This window comes from Terriglobales bacterium, from assembly GCA_035573675.1.
In the GTDB taxonomy this organism is placed as follows: domain Bacteria; phylum Acidobacteriota; class Terriglobia; order Terriglobales; family Acidobacteriaceae; genus DATMAB01.
Map to the genome: position 1 here is coordinate 382,891 of DATMAB010000027.1, position 18,355 is coordinate 401,245.

Annotated in this window: 17 protein-coding genes; 8 read left to right on the plus strand and 9 right to left on the minus strand. The window is 65.2% G+C overall.

Annotated features, from left to right (window positions below):
• Positions 1-7 precede the first annotated feature (7 nt).
• On the minus strand, positions 8-1,009 hold the full coding sequence (locus VNK82_14285) for a tetratricopeptide repeat protein (GenBank protein HXE92123.1): 1,002 nt from the start codon (positions 1,007-1,009) through the stop codon (positions 8-10).
• A 58-nt stretch (positions 1,010-1,067) separates the two neighbouring features.
• Positions 1,068-1,889 carry a C4-type zinc ribbon domain-containing protein gene (locus VNK82_14290; GenBank protein HXE92124.1) on the minus strand — a complete coding sequence of 274 codons (822 nt, stop codon included), beginning with the start codon at positions 1,887-1,889 and terminating at the stop codon, positions 1,068-1,070.
• 141 nt (positions 1,890-2,030) lie between these two features.
• Between VNK82_14290 and VNK82_14295 the strand changes: the two genes are divergently transcribed.
• Entirely contained in the window at positions 2,031-2,903 is an 873-nt protein-coding gene (locus VNK82_14295) for an MBL fold metallo-hydrolase (GenBank protein HXE92125.1), read from the plus strand.
• A 535-nt stretch (positions 2,904-3,438) separates the two neighbouring features.
• Here the strand turns inward: VNK82_14295 and dusB are convergent.
• Positions 3,439-4,497 carry a tRNA dihydrouridine synthase DusB gene (gene dusB / locus VNK82_14300; GenBank protein HXE92126.1) on the minus strand — a complete coding sequence of 353 codons (1,059 nt, stop codon included), beginning with the start codon at positions 4,495-4,497 and terminating at the stop codon, positions 3,439-3,441.
• Between the two features lie 75 nt (positions 4,498-4,572).
• On the opposite strand from dusB, the gene mscL reads away from it, so the two are divergent.
• Entirely contained in the window at positions 4,573-4,944 is a 372-nt protein-coding gene (gene mscL / locus VNK82_14305; protein ID HXE92127.1) for a large conductance mechanosensitive channel protein MscL, read from the plus strand.
• Between the two features lie 192 nt (positions 4,945-5,136).
• On the opposite strand, the gene rpmE is transcribed toward mscL, so the two are convergent.
• The gene (gene rpmE, locus VNK82_14310; protein ID HXE92128.1) at positions 5,137-5,355 is read right to left on the minus strand and encodes a 50S ribosomal protein L31; all 219 of its coding nucleotides are present in this window, start codon (positions 5,353-5,355) and stop codon (positions 5,137-5,139) included.
• A gap of 377 nt (positions 5,356-5,732) precedes the next feature.
• Here rpmE and VNK82_14315 point away from each other — a divergent pair, with 377 nt between their 5' ends.
• Positions 5,733-6,482 carry an ATP-binding protein gene (locus VNK82_14315; protein ID HXE92129.1) on the plus strand — a complete coding sequence of 250 codons (750 nt, stop codon included), beginning with the start codon at positions 5,733-5,735 and terminating at the stop codon, positions 6,480-6,482.
• A 157-nt stretch (positions 6,483-6,639) separates the two neighbouring features.
• Entirely contained in the window at positions 6,640-7,821 is a 1,182-nt protein-coding gene (locus VNK82_14320; protein ID HXE92130.1) for a hypothetical protein, read from the plus strand.
• A gap of 116 nt (positions 7,822-7,937) precedes the next feature.
• On the opposite strand, the gene VNK82_14325 is transcribed toward VNK82_14320, so the two are convergent.
• The gene (locus VNK82_14325; protein ID HXE92131.1) at positions 7,938-8,660 is read right to left on the minus strand and encodes a DUF2238 domain-containing protein; all 723 of its coding nucleotides are present in this window, start codon (positions 8,658-8,660) and stop codon (positions 7,938-7,940) included.
• Positions 8,661-8,750: 90 nt separating this feature from the next.
• Positions 8,751-10,283, minus strand: coding sequence for a hypothetical protein (locus tag VNK82_14330; GenBank protein HXE92132.1), 1,533 nt, complete (start codon positions 10,281-10,283; stop codon positions 8,751-8,753).
• 133 nt (positions 10,284-10,416) lie between these two features.
• On the opposite strand from VNK82_14330, the gene tldD reads away from it, so the two are divergent.
• From tldD to selD, 4 genes are all read left to right on the plus strand, one after another.
• Positions 10,417-11,871, plus strand: coding sequence for a metalloprotease TldD (gene tldD / locus VNK82_14335; GenBank protein ID HXE92133.1), 1,455 nt, complete (start codon positions 10,417-10,419; stop codon positions 11,869-11,871).
• Positions 11,872-12,050: 179 nt separating this feature from the next.
• Entirely contained in the window at positions 12,051-13,367 is a 1,317-nt protein-coding gene (locus VNK82_14340; protein HXE92134.1) for a metallopeptidase TldD-related protein, read from the plus strand.
• A 61-nt stretch (positions 13,368-13,428) separates the two neighbouring features.
• Positions 13,429-13,902, plus strand: coding sequence for a DUF2393 family protein (locus tag VNK82_14345; protein HXE92135.1), 474 nt, complete (start codon positions 13,429-13,431; stop codon positions 13,900-13,902).
• A gap of 122 nt (positions 13,903-14,024) precedes the next feature.
• Positions 14,025-15,074, plus strand: a complete 1,050-nt coding sequence (gene selD / locus VNK82_14350; GenBank protein ID HXE92136.1) for a selenide, water dikinase SelD — start codon at positions 14,025-14,027, stop codon at positions 15,072-15,074.
• Positions 15,075-15,130: 56 nt separating this feature from the next.
• Here selD and VNK82_14355 read toward each other — a convergent pair whose 3' ends face one another.
• The 3 genes from VNK82_14355 to ftsH all read right to left on the minus strand — a co-directional run bounded on the left by VNK82_14355 (position 15,131) and on the right by ftsH (position 18,292).
• Positions 15,131-15,724: a hypothetical protein gene (locus VNK82_14355; GenBank protein HXE92137.1), complete on the minus strand. Its 594-nt coding sequence runs from the start codon at positions 15,722-15,724 to the stop codon at positions 15,131-15,133.
• An 82-nt stretch (positions 15,725-15,806) separates the two neighbouring features.
• Positions 15,807-16,196, minus strand: a complete 390-nt coding sequence (locus VNK82_14360) for a hypothetical protein (protein ID HXE92138.1) — start codon at positions 16,194-16,196, stop codon at positions 15,807-15,809.
• A gap of 185 nt (positions 16,197-16,381) precedes the next feature.
• Complete coding sequence (gene ftsH / locus VNK82_14365) at positions 16,382-18,292, minus strand: ATP-dependent zinc metalloprotease FtsH (protein HXE92139.1); 1,911 nt, start codon at positions 18,290-18,292, stop codon at positions 16,382-16,384.
• Between the last annotated feature and the right edge of the window lie 63 nt (positions 18,293-18,355).

Consider the following 18,355-nt stretch of genomic DNA (forward strand, 5'->3'; position numbering starts at 1 on the left):
CCGCGCTTCAGCGCGTCCGGGCCTTCAGGGCGTCCAGGGCAGCCTGTACCCGGGGCGCGTTGGGATTGTTGGGCGATTCCCGCAGGAAGATCGTGTACTCGGCCATGGCGTCGGTTTCCTTGTTCATCGCCTCATAGGCGCGCGCCGCGATCAGGTGGCAGGCGGCGAACTGCTCATGAGGGACGGCATGGACTTTGGTGGCTGTGGCCGCGGCTGCCTCCGGCTTGTGCAGCAGCAATTGAACCTGCGCCAGCATGGTGAGCGTCTGCGCATCCAGCGGTTCGGTGGCCAGTGCTTTGTCGAAGCTTGTCCCGGCCTCCGCGTACCTTTTTTCCTGGAACAGCAGGAGGCCGAGGTTGCGATGCGCGCGGGCGTAGCGACCGTTGATCGCGATTGCCTTCTCGAACATGGCCCGCCCCCGTTCCCGCTCGCCGGTATTCATGTACACCACGCCCAGATCGTTGTGCGCGGCTGCGTACTGCGGATACAGGCTGATGGCCTTCTCGAAGCGCGCTCGCGCTTCCCCCCACTTCCCTTCCTCCATCGCCTTGCCGCCTTTTTCGTATTCCTTGCGGGCCTTGCCCGGCACGTTCAGGTCCGCGGCGGAGACCATGGCCTCCTCCGGCACGGCCAGGCTGCCGTCCGCGTTCTTGGCGCGCTCCACGCGCACAAATTCCGTGTGCGAGTTCTGGCTACGCGAGATGGTGAAGGCGCCGGTTGTCGTCTCCTGGATGCCCATCCCGCTGACTCGTATCCGGTACGTACCCGGTTGCACCCCGGAGAACTCCACCTGCCCCTGATCGTCCGTGAACGCTTCGGTGGTGTACTGTTCGCTTCCCGTCAGCAGTTGTACGCGCAACTGCATTTTCGCCGGCCGGTCATCGCTGTAGGTGACGCGCACCATGACCCGGGCGAAAGTCGTTCCCTCGACGGAAGGCGTGCGCTGGCCCCAAGCGAAAAGAGGCGACAGCAGGAAAAGGGCGCACAGAGTGTGGACTCGGCGAACCATGGCGGTACTCCTTTCGGCATCGACGAAGGTCCCGGCCGCGTCGCTGCCTCGACACCCTTCAAGCCGGCGTACCGCTTTCGGCAACCGGCTCTCCGGGTTCTGGTTCCTCCTCTTCCGGTTCCAGAACCGCTGCCGCCCGCTTGCGCGAACGGCTGGGCTCCGGATGCGGCTCATGCGACGGGTCGTAGTACAGGATGCGGCCGCAGGAGTCGCAGGTGACGATGGAATCGTTGCGGCGCACTTCGTTGTACGTCTGCGGACGCAGCAGCACGTGGCACTCGCCGCACTGGTGGTCGCGGGCTTCGGTGACGGCGTTCGTCTTGCGCAGCTTCAACACCCGGTCGTAGCGTTCGACCACGTCGGGCGTGATCCGGGCGCGCAGCGCGTCGCGCTTGGCGGTCCACTCCCCGAGCAGGGCCTCGTCTTCGGCAGTGCGGGCCCGCGCCTCCGCTTTTTCCTTCTCGATCTCCGCCGTTTCTTCCTGCAGCTCCGCCTCGGCCGCCTTGATCGCTGCCTCGTGGGCGTCGGCTGCAACCATGTCTTCGAGGATCTTGTCCTCGGCGGCGCGGATCTGGCTCTCCGCGTACTCGATCTCGTGCAGCAACGCCTTGTACTGCTCGTTGGTCTTCACCGCCAGGGACTGCTCGCGGTACTTGGAAATCTTCGCCCGCTGATCCTGGATCTCGGCTTCGTGGTGCTTACGATCCTTCTGATTGGCGGCCAGAGCCGCCTTGGCTTTCTCCAGTTGGCTCCGGGTGTGGGCCAGCTTCTCTTCGATGGCGGCCACGCGCCGCGGCAGGGCCTGGATCTCGGCCGTGAGGCGGGCGATCTCCCGATCCGCTTCCTGCAGCGCGATCAGGTTGGAGAGGTCCGGATGCATAACCACTCGGCGGGAAAATACCGCGCCATTGTACCACCGCGCTTCGGCCTCCCGGCGGCCCGTTCCCGCTGCTGGCGCGGTGTACACTGAATTCGGATGCCCGGCGCGCTCCACCGCGTCGCCTGCGGTGCAGAACGATTCGTGTCCCGTCCTGAAGCCAAGACCGCCTTGCCGCCCCGGCTCGCGCTGGGGGATTTCGAGCTCAGCGTGCTCTCCGACGGCTCGTACTACTCCGATGGCGGAGCCTTCTTCGGCGTGGTCCCGAAGGTCCTGTGGGAGCGCAAGTGGCCGGCCGACGCGCAGAACCGCATCCGTCCTGCCCTGAACTCGCTGCTGGTGCGCACCGGCGAGCACACCGTGCTCATCGAGACCGGCGCCGGGAACAAGCTCAGCGAGAAGCTGCAGCGGATCTACCAGCACCAGCCGATGCTGCTGGAGAGCCTGGCCGCCGCGGGTGTCGCCGCTGACGACATCGATATCGTGATCAACACCCACCTGCACTTCGATCACTGCGGCTGGAACACGGTGCTGCGGAACGGCAAGCCCGTGGCCACGTTCCCGCGAGCCACCTACTACGTGCAGCAGGGCGAACTGGAGCGCGCGCATGAGCAGCACGAGCGCGACCGCGTGAGCTACATCAGCGCCAACTACGATCCGCTGGTGGCGAGCGGCCAGATGCGCCTGTTGCGCGGCGACCGCGAGATCGTGCCCGGCGTCACGGTGCGTGTGCTGCCGGGCCACACCCGTCACATGCAGGCCGTGATGGTGGAGAGCGGCGGGCGGCGGGCATGCTACATCTCCGACTTGATCCCCACTACCCATCATCTCAAGCCGACCTGGACGCTGGGCTACGACCTTTACCCGCTGGAGACCATCGCGAATCGCCATCGCGTGTACGCCGAGGCCATCCCGCAGCGCTGGCTGATGGTCTTCACCCACGATCCGACGACGCCCTGGGCCTACCTGGAAGCCGACGATGCCGGCGGCATCGTGGCCCGGCCAGTGACGACCTAGCCTGCGCCGGAGGTGGGGTATCCCCTCCCCCTATTTCGCTGGAAAATATTGGGGGTAAAGGGGGTTAGGCGATTCAGCCCCGGGAAAATATTGATGTCAAAGAGCTTAGAGCCAAAATATTCAAAACAGGTAACTTATCAAAATGGTAAGTTACAATTAAATACTATATCAATCATGTAGAACTTGTCAAGAAGAAATCGAAGGAAAAACGGGAGCGACAGGCCCTGCCCGCTCGGTCCGCGTTGCTCCCTCGCGGCCCCTCGGGATGACAATTCATTTGGGGGCCGCTTACAGCGGGGCTGAAGCCGCGCCCTTTCAAGACAGGATCAACAGAGCCAGACAGCCTCTTGATTCTTCACGCGCAAGGGAGGGGTAGAACCCACGTTAGCGCCGAAGAGCACGGCGCGAACGTGGGGCACCGTCGAGCTTCGCTGGCGGACGTGGCCCCGCGTCCTACACGACCGTAATCCCACGTCTCCGCCGGAAGGCATGGCGCAGACATGGGGCACCGGCAAGGCACCGTCAGGGCTGAACATCAGGCGGCGGGCGTCGGTTGGGCCAACAGGCTTTCGAAGAACGCTTCCACCCGCTCCAGGATCTGCTGCTCAGTACGCGACTCATAGACGGCTTTGCGCAGGGCGGCGCCGCCGGCGACGCCGTGGGTGAACCAGGAGACGAACTGCTTCATCTTGCCTTCGGCGCCGGGCATCTGCTCGTCGATCAGCATGCGGAAGTAGGTGCGGATCATCTGGTAGCGGTCGGCGTCGGTGGGATGGTCGTAGGCGCCGGTGGCGGTGTACTGCGCGATCTGGCGGAAGATCCAGGGGTTCGAGGCCGCCATGCGGCCGATCATCACGCCGTCGCAGCCGGTGCGGGCGACCATGGCGGAGGCGTCCTCGGGCGTGCGGATGTCGCCGTTCCCGATCACCGGGATCGAGACCGCCTGCTTGACCGACGCAATCCACTCCCAACGGGCGTTGCCGGTGTAGCCCTGCTCGCGGGTGCGGGCGTGCAGCGCCACGGCGCTCAGGCCGCAGTCCTCGGCCATGCGGGCGAGTTGGACGCAGACGATCTCCTGGTCGTTCCAGCCGGCGCGGAACTTCACCGTGAAAGGGATGCGGACGGCGGCGCGCACACGCTCGAAAATCTGGCGGATGCGCGGCAGGTCACGCAGCAGTCCCGAACCGCCGTTGCACTTGACGACTTTCTTGGCCGGACAGCCGAGGTTCAGGTCCACCAAGTCGAAGCCCAGGTCTTCGACCAGGCGGGCAGCATCCGCCATGACCTGGGGGTCGCTGCCGAAGAGCTGCGCCGAGATGGGATGCTCGTCCGAGTAGAAGTGCAGGTAGCGGCGGGCCTTCTTGTCCCTGGCGCGCAAGACGCCGTCGGCGGAGGTGAACTCGGTCATGATGAGGCCGCAGCCGCCCAGGTTGCGGATGAAGCGGCGAAAGACGGTGTCGGTGACGCCGGCCATGGGAGCCAGGAACGTGGCGGGCGCAATCTCGACCCCGTCGATTCGCACACATCCGGGCACGGTCGCCGCTGCAGGCGCGGCCGCGAGCGAAGGAGGCGGGCCGTCCCAGAACTTCTGCACGAGCCTTATTCTACAGGCACGCGCTGCTATGGGAGAATGCGCGCGGCATTGATTTCTGCAGGGCTGGAGGGAGCCATGGTGGGTGAGTTTCGAGCGTTTCTTGTGAAGGAGAACGTAATGGCGCTGGCGACCGGGTTCATCCTGGGGGCGGCGGTGGGCAAGGTAGTGACGGCGCTGGTCAACGACCTGATCATGCCCTTGGTCGGCATGGTGACGCCCTCAGGCGAATGGCGGCAGATCACGTGGGAGGTGGGGTCGGGCAAGTTCCTGGTGGGCGATTTCGCGGGCGCGATCGTGGATTTTGTGATTATCGCGGCGGTGGTGTTCCTCATCGCCAAAGCGATGTTCAAGCCGGAGCCGGCGCCGGCGACCAAGAATTGCCCGGCATGCACCGAGACCATTGCGGCGGGGGCCACGCGGTGCAAGTGGTGCACACAGGCGGTGTGATCTTCGCCCACCCTGTCGCTCGCGAGCGACAAGGGTGGAGCACACGCGCGCGGACGGACGCGAATTAGGCCCGAGGAATGCCTCGCTATGGCCGAGGGCCACGAGGACCTGCCTCAGGGTTAAAGCCCTCTTGGGAGAGACCGCTTACGGCCGGAAAGCCGTGCCCCTCCAAGGGGCAACCCGAGGCGCAGTCTAGTTCTTCTTTTCGCTGCCTTTGGCGTACTTCCGGCGGAAACGCTCGACGCGGCCGGCGGTATCGATAAGCTTCTGCTTGCCGGTGAAGAAGGGGTGGCAGTTGGAGCAGATCTCCACGTTGATGTTGCCCTTGTGGGTGGAGCGGGTGGTGAAGGTGTTGCCGCAGGCGCAGTGCACCCGCACTTCGTTGTAGGCAGGATGGATACCGGCTTTCATGTTAGGAAGAAACTCCTCGCTGCAAAGCGTTTATTCTACCGGACGACCGGCGGAAGCGGCAAACGGAAGGCTATATCCCCACGTTAGCGCCGCCGAAACAGCGCGGCGCGAACGTGGGGCACCACGGCACTAACATCAAGTTTTCCCACCCTTTCGCTCGAAAAAGCGCGAGCGAAAAGGGTGGGGCACCCGCAAGTCTCCTACCCACGTTAGCGCCGAAACAGCGCGGCGCGAACGTGGGGCACCAAGTCGGGTACCAAGTCGAGGAGGAGATTTCCTCGGATTTCCACAGCAAAGGCGAGAAGCGCACAGCCGGGGGAACAACTCCGGCAGCATCGCGGTTGCGTCCGATGGAACGCGGACGTAGAGTGCTGAGCATGGCTGTGGTCGAAGAGAAACTCTGCCCGCTGTGCCGGGGCTCGGGGTGGAAGGAGGTCGAGGGCGGGCGGCGGGCGCGCTGCGACTGCCGCCTTGCGGAGCGGGCCGAGAAGCTACTGGAGCAGGCGCGCATTCCTGCGCGCTACGAGCATTGCGAGCTTTCCGACTTCCATGCCGATTTTCCGGGAGCGCATCCCTCGCTGGCTTCGGCGCGGCTGGCTGCGGGAAGGTTCGTCGAAGAGTATCCGCTCGAGTCTACGGGATTGCTGCTGGTGGGCTCGATCGGCGTGGGCAAGACGCACCTGGCGGTCGGGATCCTGAAAGAACTGATCCGCGCCAAGGGAGCGCACTGCCTGTTCACGGACTACCGCGACCTGCTGAAGCAGATCCAGAACTCGTACAATCCCTCGGTCCAGACCACGGAGATGGAACTGCTGCGCCCCGTGTTCGAGGCGGAAGTGCTGGTGCTCGACGAGCTGGGCGCGGTAAAGCCGACCGAGTGGGTGTGGGACACAGTCAGCTTGATCCTGAACACGCGCTATAACGACCGCCGGACGACCATCATCACGACCAATTTTCCCGACCTGCCGCCCTCCAGCGTCACCGGCGCCGTGCGGGCGGCACGGGAAGAGACCCTGGGCGACCGCATCGGGGAGCGCATGCGCTCCCGGCTGCAAGAAATGTGCCGCAAGATCGAGATACAGGGACAGGACTTCCGGCAGCGGGTAAGCAGCGCCAGCTTCCGATAGGAACCCTCTCACCACGGAGACACGGAGGCACGGAGAATACGAAGTTACTTCCATCGCTTCGTCGAGTGGCGGCGCCTTCCGATGGCCAGATAACCCGATGACTACATGACTGGATTTCCTCCGTGTCTCCGTGTCTCCGTAGTGCGAAAATCCTCTTGTGCTGGCACAGGTCGTCGAATTCCTACCGGAGCGTGACGCGGAGATCCTGGCAGCGATTCCGGCGGCGCCGGGCGTGTTCCTGCTGCGCGGGGGAGCGGGAAGCGAGCCGTATGCGGCGAAGACGGCCAACCTGCGGCGGCGGCTTACGCGGCTGCTCGGTCCGGCGGAAGAGCGCTCGACACGCCTGAACCTGCGCGAGCGAGCGCGGACCATCGAATACACGGCCACGGGTTCGGATTTCGAATCCGGCCTGCTGCTGTACCGCGTGCTGCGCCAGATCTTTCCGCAGACGTACCGCGCGCGCCTGCGACTGCGCTTTGCGCCGCTGGTACGGCTGAACCTGGATAATCCCTGGCCGCGCGCCTTTCTGACGCGGCGGCTTTCGCTGCGCGGGCGATCGGTGTACTACGGTCCGTTCCCGTCGCGGGCTACGGCGGAGAAGTTCCTGAATGATTCCCTCGACCTGTACAAGATGCGGCGCTGCGACTTCGACCTCAATCCCGATCCGGCGTTTCCCGGCTGCATCTACTCCGAAATGAAGATGTGTCTGGCGCCGTGCTTCAAGGGCTGCACAGACGCCGAGTACGTCGCCGAGGTCAGGCGCGTGCAAGAGTATCTGGATACGTGCGGGCGGTCGCTGGAGTCGGAACTGGCGGCTGAACGGGAGAAGGCTTCTGCCGCGCTCGAATTCGAGGCCGCTTCCGCCCTCCATGCGCGGCTGGAGAAGGCGCAGGCGGCGGCAGCGCAGGCGCCGGAGCTGGTCCGGAGGCTCGACCGGCTGCACGGCGTCATCGTGCAGCGCTCAGCGGAGCCGCATTCGGTGGCGCTGTTCCGGGTGGAGGCGGGCGTGATCGGCGCGCCCATTGCGTTCGCAGTGGAGCCGCGGCAAGGCAAACCGGTCTCGATGGAAGCGCGGCTGGCGGAGGCGCTGGCCACGGTGTCCGCGGCCCAGGAGACTTCGGCCCTCGAGCGCATGGAACACCTGGCCCTCCTCAAGCACTGGTATTACCGCTCAAGCCGCGTGGGCGAGATCTTCCTGACGGATGAACGGGATGAATTGCCGATGCGGCGGCTGGTGCGGGGCGTGTCGCGAGTGTACCGGGGCGAACGAGCAACAGACTTCACCGCGGAGAACGCAGAGAGCGCGGAGAAACCCTTGGCCACGGATGAACACGGATGACACGGATCGATTGCGAAGTAACCAGATCAAGAATCCCCGGGATGCCCCGTGACCATCCGTGGCTACCGATTTTCTTTGCGCTCTCTGCGTTCTCGGCGGTGAATCGGGATTTAAGCTTACTTGTGTGACCCGGCCGTCAATTTACGCCGCCGGACGCGATTCCTCACCGCCTGGCCCATGGCTTTTTCGCCGGGCGGCGGCTCGCATTCCTGGATGCCGAAGCTCTCGCGCATCTCGCAACCGAAGTTGGGGTCCCACTTCCAGTTGATCAGCGCCACCACGACGAGGGCGATACAGGCGCCCAGGCCCGCGGCGAGCATGTCTTTCTGCGCGTCCCAGATGTCGCCCTGCGAGCCCAGGAAGGCGAGGCCGGCCTCCGGGCTGACGCGCGCGGCCACGCGCCACTCGATGATCTCGTAGACGGCGGAGAGCGAGAGCGTGACGTCGAGCGGGAGGTAGAAACCCCAGAATCCCTTTACGCGCGCCAGGCGCAGGAACACTTCGCGCACCGGGTACGCGAACAGCAGGCCATAGGAGAAGTGGACGAAGCGGTCGTACATGTTGCGGTCGGCGCCGAACCATCGCTGCAGCGTGAAACCGAAGGGCACCTCGGCATAGGTGTAGTGCGCCCCGATGAGGTGCAGGCACATGGCCAGCGTGATGAGGGTGTAGGAGACGTCAGAGAAGCGGAAGTAGCGGCCAGTGAGGATGATCAGCGGAACAAAAAGGAAAACAAGCAGGTTCTCCAGCAGCCAGTCCTTGGGGAAGAGGGGCCGGATTGCGGCCCAGGTCCAAACGGTGATGAAGACCAGCAGCAGTCCAAGACGATAGCGGTTCATGGGGACCTCCTGGTGGTCGGCCTTAGAAGCTCCCGCAGGGATTTCCGATGATCGGGCCGGTGCACTATTGAACCACTTCTCGATCCGTGTTCATCCGTGCGAATCCGTGGCCGGGGTTTTCCGCTTGCGGAAGATGACGCGCACGCCGTCGCGCCAGCGCTCGTCGATGCCGAGCAGAGTACAGTCGATCTCCGGGGCAAGATAGCGCAAGAGCACGTCCGTAGCCGGGTGGACGTGCAGCGCAGGTGCGACCAGCAGGAGGAGCGGAGGCTCTGCCGAAAGCTCGCGGCCGGCAAAGTAGCCGAACTGGCGGAACTCGCCGCGCTGATGATGCCAGACGACGCGCGCCCAGTAGTCCAGTCCTTGCAGCGGCAAGTGGATGTCTTCGCCGGCCTTGAGCTCCAAAACGGCGAGCCGGCCCTCGCGTGTGGCGGCCAGCACGTCGATCATGGCGCGGTCGCCGGCAGCGAACGCCGGCACCTGGGAATAGACGCAGGCGGGGTCGAGGCGGGTGTCGAGAGCGGAGACGTCGCGGGCCACCAGCGACTCCAGCCAGCGCTCCGGCTGCATGCGCCACAAGGGATGGTCGCGCGGACCGGCGGGCGAGCGCGTGGCGGCGATGGCCTGGGCCAGCGCTACGAACCGGGCCTCGGTCTCCGCAGTGAGAACCGTTTCTTCCGGCGCGATGCCGAAAACGACTTGTTCCTCGGCGCGAAAGCCTTCGCCCGGAGCCGAGCGGGCACGCGCGAACTCCAGGCCATGCAGGCGGAAAGAAACCTCCGCGGACGAGAGCACTTTGACCTCGGCTTCGGGAACCAGGGCGAGAACGCGCTCGATGGCGGCGAACCGGAGGCGGGTCGTGGACTCATCCACGCAGCGCACCAGACGGGTGGCGACGTTGCCGCGGTCGCCGGTGTCGAGCTCATCGAGGGTCGCGTCACGCTCGTTGACTTCGAAGAGCTGGAAGCGGGCGGCGGTGCGATCGAGGTGCGCCATGCGCTCGCGCACGATGGTGCCGCGTCCGGCGGGCACGAACAGCTTCAAGCCCTCGATGACCAAGCGCGCGGCTTCGCGCCGGCGGAGATGGTCGAGCCAAAGCAGCCCAAAAGTGAGGGCGCCATCGACGGCGGCCTGCGTCTCACTCGCATTCACCCCCAGGACGGCGAAGGCGGAACGCCCGCGGCGAAGCATCCCCCGGGCGTAGACCGGGCCGAAGGAGCGCTCCAGGTCCATGGCCGAGGTCAGCGCCGTCGTGCGCAGGTCCGGAAAATTGCGCTCCAAAATACGTCGCAATCGCTGGCGGTAGGCGGAACGGGCAGCTGGTCGCGCCGCAGGCGGGCGGCGGTCACGGTCGCGAAGGATTTCCATGCGCGCCGGCCGCGACTGCCCGAAACGCTGCACGGAAAGGCGCAGCGTGCCGCGGGATTCTTCCGCCTCCAAAACGCGGACCACGGTGTTGCGCTGCTCCGACCACAGGTGCAGCAGGCAGCGGCCGCGGTCGGCAGAGACCGAGTAGCGCGCGGTCGAGAAATCGAACACCTCTTCGCCGCTTTCGATGACGAGGGCGTCGCGCGCGCCGGCGAGGAAGTCCGAAAGCGCGCGCGCCAGTGATTCCGGCGTCATGGCGGGAGATTCTCTCACCACAGAGGCACGGAGACACGGAGAAGCTGAGTCTTGTTTTGGTTCGGGAGGGAAACGGAGCGCTGCGTCCTCCGCGTGCAGCACGGCATCTCATGGGATAATCGAAGAGTCCGCCATGCAGGATGTCCAACCATTCTTCGAGCGCTTCGGACTGACGGAGCGCGACCTGGAGCGCTACCTGGGCGCGGCGCTTTCGGCCGGCGGCGACTACGCCGACCTGTACTTCGAATATCAGCTCACGACCTCCATCCTGGTGGATGAGTCGCTGGTGAAGTCGGCGAGCCAGGGGCTTTCCGCGGGCTGCGGCGTGCGGGTGATTTCGGGCGAGCGCACGGGGTACGCCCACACCGACGACCTTGCGCCAGAGAAGGTGCTGCATGCGGCGCGCACGGCGGCGCTGATCGCCAGCGGCCCGGCGCGTACGCCGGTAGCGGGCATGAAGCGGGCGCCGGTGCGCGACCTTTATCCGGTGAGGACGAGCGCTGCGGAGAACGAGGTGACGGCGAAGTTGGAGCTGGCGCTGCGTGCCGACCGCGCCGCGCGCGCCTACGATCCGCGCATCGCGCAGGTGCGGGTGAGCTGGGCGGACGAGGCGCGGCACATCCTGGTGGCTGGGTCGGACGGCAGCGTCGCCTGGGACCTGCAGCCGTTGGCGCGCTTCAACGTGAGCTGTATCGCCAAGTCCGACGGCGTTTCTGCGCGCGGCACTTCGGGGGGCGGGGGCCGCGTGGGGCTGGATTTCTTCGAGACGCAAAAGACGCCGGAGCACTTCGCCAAGGAGGCAGCGCGCCAGGCCGTCGTGCAACTGGACGCGCGCGAAGCGCCGGCGGGCGAGATGCCGGTGGTGCTGGGCCCGGGCTGGCCGGGCATCCTGCTGCACGAAGCCATCGGCCACGGCCTGGAAGCAGACTTCAACCGCAAGAAGACCTCGGCGTTCGCCGGGTTGCTGGGACAGCGCGTCGCCAGTCCCAAGTGCACGGTGGTGGACAATGGCACGCTGCCTTCCCGGCGCGGCTCGCTCAACGTGGACGACGAAGGGTCGCCAACACAGAACACGGTGCTCATCGAGAACGGGATCCTGAAGGGCTACCTGAGCGACAAGCTTTCGGGGCGGCTGATGGGCATCCCGGATACGGGCAACGGACGCCGCGAAAGCTACGAGCACATCCCCATGCCGCGCATGACCAACACCTACATGCTGGCGGGCGAGGATTCGCCGGAGGACATCGTACGCTCGGTGGAGCGCGGCGTGTACGCGGCCAACTTCGGCGGCGGGCAGGTGGACATCACCAGCGGCAAGTTCGTGTTCTCGGCCTCGGAAGCGTACCTGATCGAAGACGGCAGGATCACCGCGCCTCTCAAGAACTGCACGCTCATCGGCAACGGGCCGGACGTGCTGACGCGCGTCTCCATGGTGGGCAACGACCTGGCGCTCGACGAGGGCGTGGGCACCTGCGGCAAGGATGGCCAGTCGGTGCCGGTGGGCGTCGGTATCCCCACGCTCAAGGTGGACCGCATCACCGTGGGCGGCACGGCGCAGCGGCAGGTGGGGACGGACTTCCGGAGCTAAGGATTCATTACAGAGACACAGCGGGATTGATCATTGAATTATCGGATCATTGAAACATTTGACTACGATCGCGGTGTGGGGCGAGCTTGACGGGGCGCGCGTTTGAGCTCGCAAGCGAACACAACTCCTTGCCAACCTCCATTCTGACAACTGATCTCAAACAGCTTGCCGCCGATGTCGTGCGTCGCGCGACCGCGGCCGGCGCCACCGCGGCTGAAGCGGTGGTGCGCGAAGGTGATGAGTTCTCTACCGTCGTGCGCCTGGGTGAGGTCGAGACGCTCAAGCAGGCGAGCTCGCATGCCATGGGCCTGCGCGTCTTCTTCGGCCACCGGGCGGCTTCGACCTATACCACGGACTTTTCTCCGGCGGGGATCGCGCGCATGATCGAAGGCGCACTGGCGCTGGCGCGCGTGGCGTCCGAAGATCCGCATGCCGGTTTGCCGGACGCGTCACAACTGGGCACGCTTGCCGGCGATTTGGACCTGTTCCACGACGACGTCGAGTCGCTCTCGACTGCGGACCGCATCGATTACGCGCGGCGCGCCGAACGGGCCGCGCTCGACTTCGACCCACACATCACCAACTCCGAAGGCGGATCGTTCGACGCCGCTTCGGGGCGCAAGGTGCTGGCCAACTCGCTGGGATTCACGGGCGAGTACCGGCGCTCGTACTGCAGCGTGGCTGCGGTGCCGGTAGCGCAACAGGAAGGCGCGGCCATGCAGCGTGACTACTGGTACGCGGTGTCGCGCTCGCTCGAGAAGCTGGAGCCGCCGGAGCAGGTGGGACGCGTGGCGGCACAACGTGCGCTACGCCGCCTCGGCGCGCGCAAGGTCCCGACGGCATGCGTACCGGTGGTGTTCGAGTCCATGGCAGCGCAGTCCTTGCTGGGACACATCTTCGAGGCGGCGAACGGCGACTCCATCTACCGCGGGGCTTCGTTCCTTGAAGGCAAACTGGGGCAGGCGATCGCGAGCGCGAACGTCACCGTGATCGACGACGGCACCATGCCCGGCGGATTTGGAACATCCCCTTTTGACGGCGAAGGCGTACCCACGCGGCGTACCGTGGTAATCGAGCGCGGCGTACTGCAGTCGTACCTGCTCAACACCTACACCGCGCGCAAGCTGGGATTGCAGACGACGGGCAACGCCTCGCGGGGCCTGGCGGGGACGCCGGGCATCGGCGCGGGCAACTTTTTCCTTCAGCCGGGCACACGCACACCACAGCAGCTCATCGCAGACATCGCGGACGGATTCTACGTCACCGAGCTCCTGGGCTTCGGCGTGAACCTGGTGACGGGCGACTACTCGCGTGGCGCCAGCGGGCTGTGGATCTCGCGCGGCGAGCTGGCGTATCCGGTCGAGGAGGTCACGATCGCCGGCAACCTGAAGGATATGCTGCGCAACATCGCAGAGATTGCCAGCGACCTGGAGTTCCGCGGCTCCGTGGCCTGCCCCACGTTGCGCATCGACGGCCTGACCGTAGCGGGCGAGTAGTAGAATCGCTGCCGTGGAGCCGCTTTCTCCCGAAGGCAATCCTCCGGAAACTGAACGGAGCGTGGCTTGGCCCGCCATTGGCGCGGGGGCACTGCTGGTGGTGCTCGCGATCGGCGCCCTCGTGCTGCTCACGCGACCATCCGGGGAGCGAACGGCGCAACCCGTCAGCGAGGGTCCCCACGCCTACGGCGAAAAGCTTCAGTTCGCCGACCTGAAGATGAGCGAGGTGGCGAACTTCGTCGGCGGCAAGGTGACCTACCTCGAAGGCCAGCTTACGAATCAGGGTGACCGTACGGTGAGCGGCGTCACGGTCGAGATCGTCTTTCGGAATTCGCTAGGCGAAGTGGTGCAGAAAGAGACGCTGCCGGTGAAGGTGCATGAGCAGCGCGGTCCCTACGTGGACGTCACCGATCTGAAAGCTGCCCCGCTGAAGCCCGGCGAGACGCGCGGCTTCCGCCTGATCTTCGATCATGTCAGCGCCGACTGGAACCGGGAGTATCCGGCGATCACGGTGACGGCAGTGAGTTTCAATTGACGATTGAATCATTGAGTCATGGAATCAATGGAGAACGTCTGCGGTCAGCGAGAGCGCGAAAGTCTCAAGCGCCGGCCGCGCAATGATCCAATGAACAAATGATTCAATCTACAATTGGTTTCATGGGCGAAGTGAAGACCGTGCGCCTGACGGAGGCCGTCAAGGCGGCGGGTTGAGCTTCCAAGCTGAGTCCGGCGGCGCTGGACGCGGTGCTTGGGAGATTAGCCCGGCAACAGGACGCGAACGTGCTGGTCGGCTTCGACAAAGCCGACGACGCCGGGGTGTACAAGATTTCCGACGAGCTCGCGCTGGTGCATACGGTGGACTTCTTCACGCCTATCGTCGACGATCCGTTCACGTTCGGCCAGATCGCGGCGGTCAACTCGCTGAGCGACGTCTATGCCATGGGCGGGCGGCCTCTGAACGCCCTCACCCTGGTCTGCTTCCCGGAAAAGGGCGACCTGGCGGTGCTGGAGCAGATCCTGGCCGGGGGTCTCTCCAAGATGATGGAAGCGGGTTGCACCATTGTCGGCGGGCACTCCACCCGCGACGAAGAGATCAAGTTCGGCTACGCGGTCACCGGCACCATCCATCCGCAACGTGTTCTTCCCAACTCCGGCGCAAGGCCGGGCGACCGCCTGCTGCTGACCAAGGCCCTCGGCACGGGCGTGATCTCGACTGCCATCAAGCGCGGCAAGGCAGAGCCGGCGTGGGTGGAGGCCGCCGTCAATTCCATGACCACGCTCAACCGCGCAGCGGCGGAGGTGATGACCGATTCCGCCTACGAAGTGCACAGTTGTACGGACATCACCGGCTTCGGGCTGATCGGACATGCGCGCGAGGTAGCGCTGGCCTCGGGTGTGAGCCTGCGCCTGGCGGCTTCCCGCGTGCCGCTGCTCGAAGGCGCGCTCCAGTGCGTGCGGGAAAAACACGTCCCCGGCGGGCTCAAAGCCAATCGCGAGTTCGCTGAATGCGTGGTGGAGTGGGATGACGCAGTGGAAGAAGACTTGCGTACGCTGTTGTTCGATCCGCAGACCGCCGGGGGTCTGCTGATCTCCGTCGCCGCCAAGGACAGCGACGCCCTTCTGCGCGCACTGCGCGACCGCCGCCTGCCGGCGGCTGAGGTCGGCGAGGTCCTGCGGGCGGCAAAGCCGCTGATTCGGGTCAGCTAACTCGGCTCAAGGGCAAAGGGAGGGGCAGATGTGCGAAGGTCCTTTTTCACCCACTTCTAATCCTGCCTTCCCTCGATGGCCAGCAGCAGCACGATGGCGGCGGCAGCCAGGCGGCGATCGAGCTTGCGTTCGCGGTCGGGCGTCAGGTCCACGTCCAGCGTGTGCACGAAGGGATTGAAGCGCTGCGCGGCCTTGCCCACATGCTGTCCGCCGACCTCGAAGTGGTAGGTCTGGGGGATCAGGTTGGAGAGGAATCGGCGCAGGGTGGCCATCAAAGCGCTGTCCTCCTTGATCAGCCCGATCTCGCGGTCGCCGGCGTCGAGGATAGTCCACTCGTCGATCAGGATGGACTTCAGCCCCTTGCGGCGCAGCGCCCCGACCTTCTGCTGCTGGCGTGAATCGGTCACGTCATAGGTGGCGGAGATGTCGAGCATCTGCCGCGCCTTGATGGTCAGCAGCTCCTGCGTAGCACTCTCGTCCGCGTACAGCCGGATGTCCTCCTTCAGCTTGAACAGCTTCTGTTTCAGGAAGCCGATTACGCGCCCCTGCGGATCGTAGAAATGGAACTTGGGAGCGATGTCAAAGACCTTGGCGCGGGCCGTGAAGCGGTCGTGATTGAACGCGGCGGGTGTGGCCGGAGACGTGGCCATGCAGTCCTCCTCAGCAGCAAAATTGCGCCGATGGTAGCGCTGGAATCCTCAGCCCGCAACCGGAATTCTCGGCGTACCGCGTTCACTTACAGGTCAGTGTGGAGGTGGCCGTGAGCTTGCGCCCGGCGTTCGCCTCCGCCGGCAGGGTAGCGGTCACCGTCACCGCGCCGGACGTCGGTCCCAGGCAGGTGGCGGTACCGAAGGTCGCGCCCGGTGTGTTGCTGATGCTGACGTTGACGGGATCGGAAACCGACCAAACCACGGCGGTCGCCGGGTCGGGGTCGGACTGGATGGTGCAGGCAACGGTCGTCGTGCTGCCCGAGGCAATGAACTTCTGCGAACTGCCCACAAAGATGGTTGCGGTCGCGGGTGAAGCGCTCAGCGTAGAGATGAAGCAGAACGTGCTCGTGTCGCAACCCGCCAGCAGGAAGGAGAGCAGGAAGAAGAGGCCGAGCGTGCGCACTGAAGACATGACGAACGCGACTCGGAGTTCACTGTGGAAGCAACAAAATTGTACACCGGCTGACCTTGGGGGCGGCCATGCCAGCGGTGGGGCTCAAGCTACCAAGTGACGGAGCCCAGTGGCGGCTACGAACAATCAGGGCGGCCTAGCGGCCGCCCTTCTGAGAACAGAGAACTGACTACTGAGAACTGTCCTTACGCCGGCGCCGGCTTTTCCCCGGCGAGTCCCGGCGTACGGCCGGGCTCAGGCTTGAGCACCTGTTGCACACCCGCGGCCTCGGGCGCGCTGGCTCGCGGTTTGACCGGTAGCTCCTTGCCCTCGAGCAGCAAGCGGATCTCACTGGCATCGAGGGTTTCGCGCTCCAGCAGGGTTTCGGCCAGGCGGACCAGCTTGTCGCGGTTCTCTTCCAGCAGCCGCTTGGCCGTGTTGTAGCCCTGGTCAACGATGCGGCGCACTTCCTGGTCGATCTTGATGGCGGTTTCCTCGCTGTAGTCGCGGTGCTGCGCGATCTCGCGGCCCAGGAAGATCTGCTCTTCCTTCTTGCCGAAGGTGATGGGACCCAGATCGCTCATGCCCCACTCGCAGACCATCTTGCGGGCCAGCTCGGTGGCCTGCTCGATGTCGTTGCCGGCGCCGGTGGTGCGCTGGTCGAGGAACAGTTCCTCGGCCAGGCGGCCGCCCATCATGATGGCGATGCGCGTCTCCAGGTAGCTCTTGCTGTAGGTGTGCTTGTCATCAAGCGGCAACTGCATGGTGACGCCCAGCGCCATGCCCCGCGGAATGATGGTGACCTTATGGATGGGGTCGGCGTCGGGCAGCATCACCGCCACCAGGGCGTGGCCGGCCTCGTGATAGGCGGTGACCTTCTTTTCCTTCTCGCTCAAGAGCAGCGACTTGCGCTCGGCGCCCATCAGGACCTTGTCCTTGGCCAGCTCGAAGTCGTACATGGTCACGCTCTTGCGGTTGTTGCGAGCCGCATTGAGCGCCGCCTCGTTCACCAGGTTGGCGAGGTCGGCGCCACTGAAGCCCGGCGAGCCGCGCGCGATCACCATCAGGTCCACATCCTCGTGCAGCGGGATGCGGCGGGTGTGGACGCGCAGGATCTCGTCGCGTCCGCGCACGTCGGGCAGCGGAACCACCACGCGGCGGTCGAAGCGGCCGGGGCGCAGCAGCGCCGGGTCCAGCACGTCGGGACGGTTGGTGGCGGCGATCAGGATCACGCCTTCGTTGGACTCGAAACCGTCCATCTCCACCAGCAACTGGTTCAGGGTCTGCTCGCGCTCGTCGTGCCCGCCGCCCAGGCCGGCGCCGCGGTGGCGGCCGACGGCGTCAATCTCGTCGATGAAGATGATGCACGGAGCGTTCTTCTTGCCCTGTTCGAACAGGTCGCGGACACGGCTGGCGCCGACGCCCACGAACATCTCCACGAAGTCCGAGCCGGAGATGGAGAAGAAGGGCACGTTGGCTTCGCCGGCCACGGCCCGCGCCAGCAGCGTCTTGCCGGTGCCCGGAGGCCCGACCAGCAGCACGCCCTTGGGAATGCGTCCGCCCAGCTTCTGGAACTTCTGCGCCTCGCGCAGGAACTCGATGATCTCTCGCAGCTCTTCCTTGGCCTCATCCACGCCGGCCACGTCCTTGAAGGTGACCTTCTTCTGCTGCATGGAGAGCAGGCGCGCGCGGCTCTTGCCGAACGACAGCGCCTTGTTGCCGCCCAGTTGCATCTGGCGGATCATGAACACCCACAACCCGATCAACAGCAGCACCGGGGCCAGGCCCAGCAGCCAGCTCGACCAGGTTCCGCCCTGCACGTCTTTCACCTTGATGCTGACGCCCTTCTCGCGCAGCACGGTGATCATGTCCGGATAGTTGGTGGGGACCGTCGTATGGAAGACCGCGTTCTCGTCGCGGAACTTGCCGCGCACTTCGGCGCCGATGATGGTGACCTCGGAGATCTTGCCCTGGTCCACCTGGTTCATGAAGTCGGAGAAACTGATTTCGCGTTCCTGCACGCCGGCCCCGCCGGCCCGCACCACCAGGTGCCACAGCAGCACCGCGGAGACTGCGATCAGCACCCAGAACACGATGGTCTTGACGGTCGAATTCACTCAACGCTCCTCGGGAAAAAAGGCCGCTCCCGGCTCTGCCTGGGCAGCTACAAACAATTAGAT

Bases quoted from the DNA above. Each gene is read 5' to 3' on its own strand.
- tldD (HXE92133.1), top strand. From the start codon at position 10,417: ATGCAGGATGTCCAACCATTCTTCGAGCGCTTCGGACTGACGGAGCGC.
- mscL (HXE92127.1), top strand. From the start codon at position 4,573: ATGGTGGGTGAGTTTCGAGCGTTTCTTGTGAAGGAGAACGTAATGGCG.
- VNK82_14360 (HXE92138.1), bottom strand. From the start codon at position 16,196: ATGTCTTCAGTGCGCACGCTCGGCCTCTTCTTCCTGCTCTCCTTCCTG.
- VNK82_14315 (HXE92129.1), top strand. From the start codon at position 5,733: ATGGCTGTGGTCGAAGAGAAACTCTGCCCGCTGTGCCGGGGCTCGGGG.
- VNK82_14290 (HXE92124.1), bottom strand. From the start codon at position 1,889: ATGCATCCGGACCTCTCCAACCTGATCGCGCTGCAGGAAGCGGATCGG.
- VNK82_14355 (HXE92137.1), bottom strand. From the start codon at position 15,724: ATGGCCACGTCTCCGGCCACACCCGCCGCGTTCAATCACGACCGCTTC.
- VNK82_14285 (HXE92123.1), bottom strand. From the start codon at position 1,009: ATGGTTCGCCGAGTCCACACTCTGTGCGCCCTTTTCCTGCTGTCGCCT.
- VNK82_14330 (HXE92132.1), bottom strand. From the start codon at position 10,283: ATGACGCCGGAATCACTGGCGCGCGCGCTTTCGGACTTCCTCGCCGGC.
- rpmE (HXE92128.1), bottom strand. From the start codon at position 5,355: ATGAAAGCCGGTATCCATCCTGCCTACAACGAAGTGCGGGTGCACTGC.
- VNK82_14325 (HXE92131.1), bottom strand. From the start codon at position 8,660: ATGAACCGCTATCGTCTTGGACTGCTGCTGGTCTTCATCACCGTTTGG.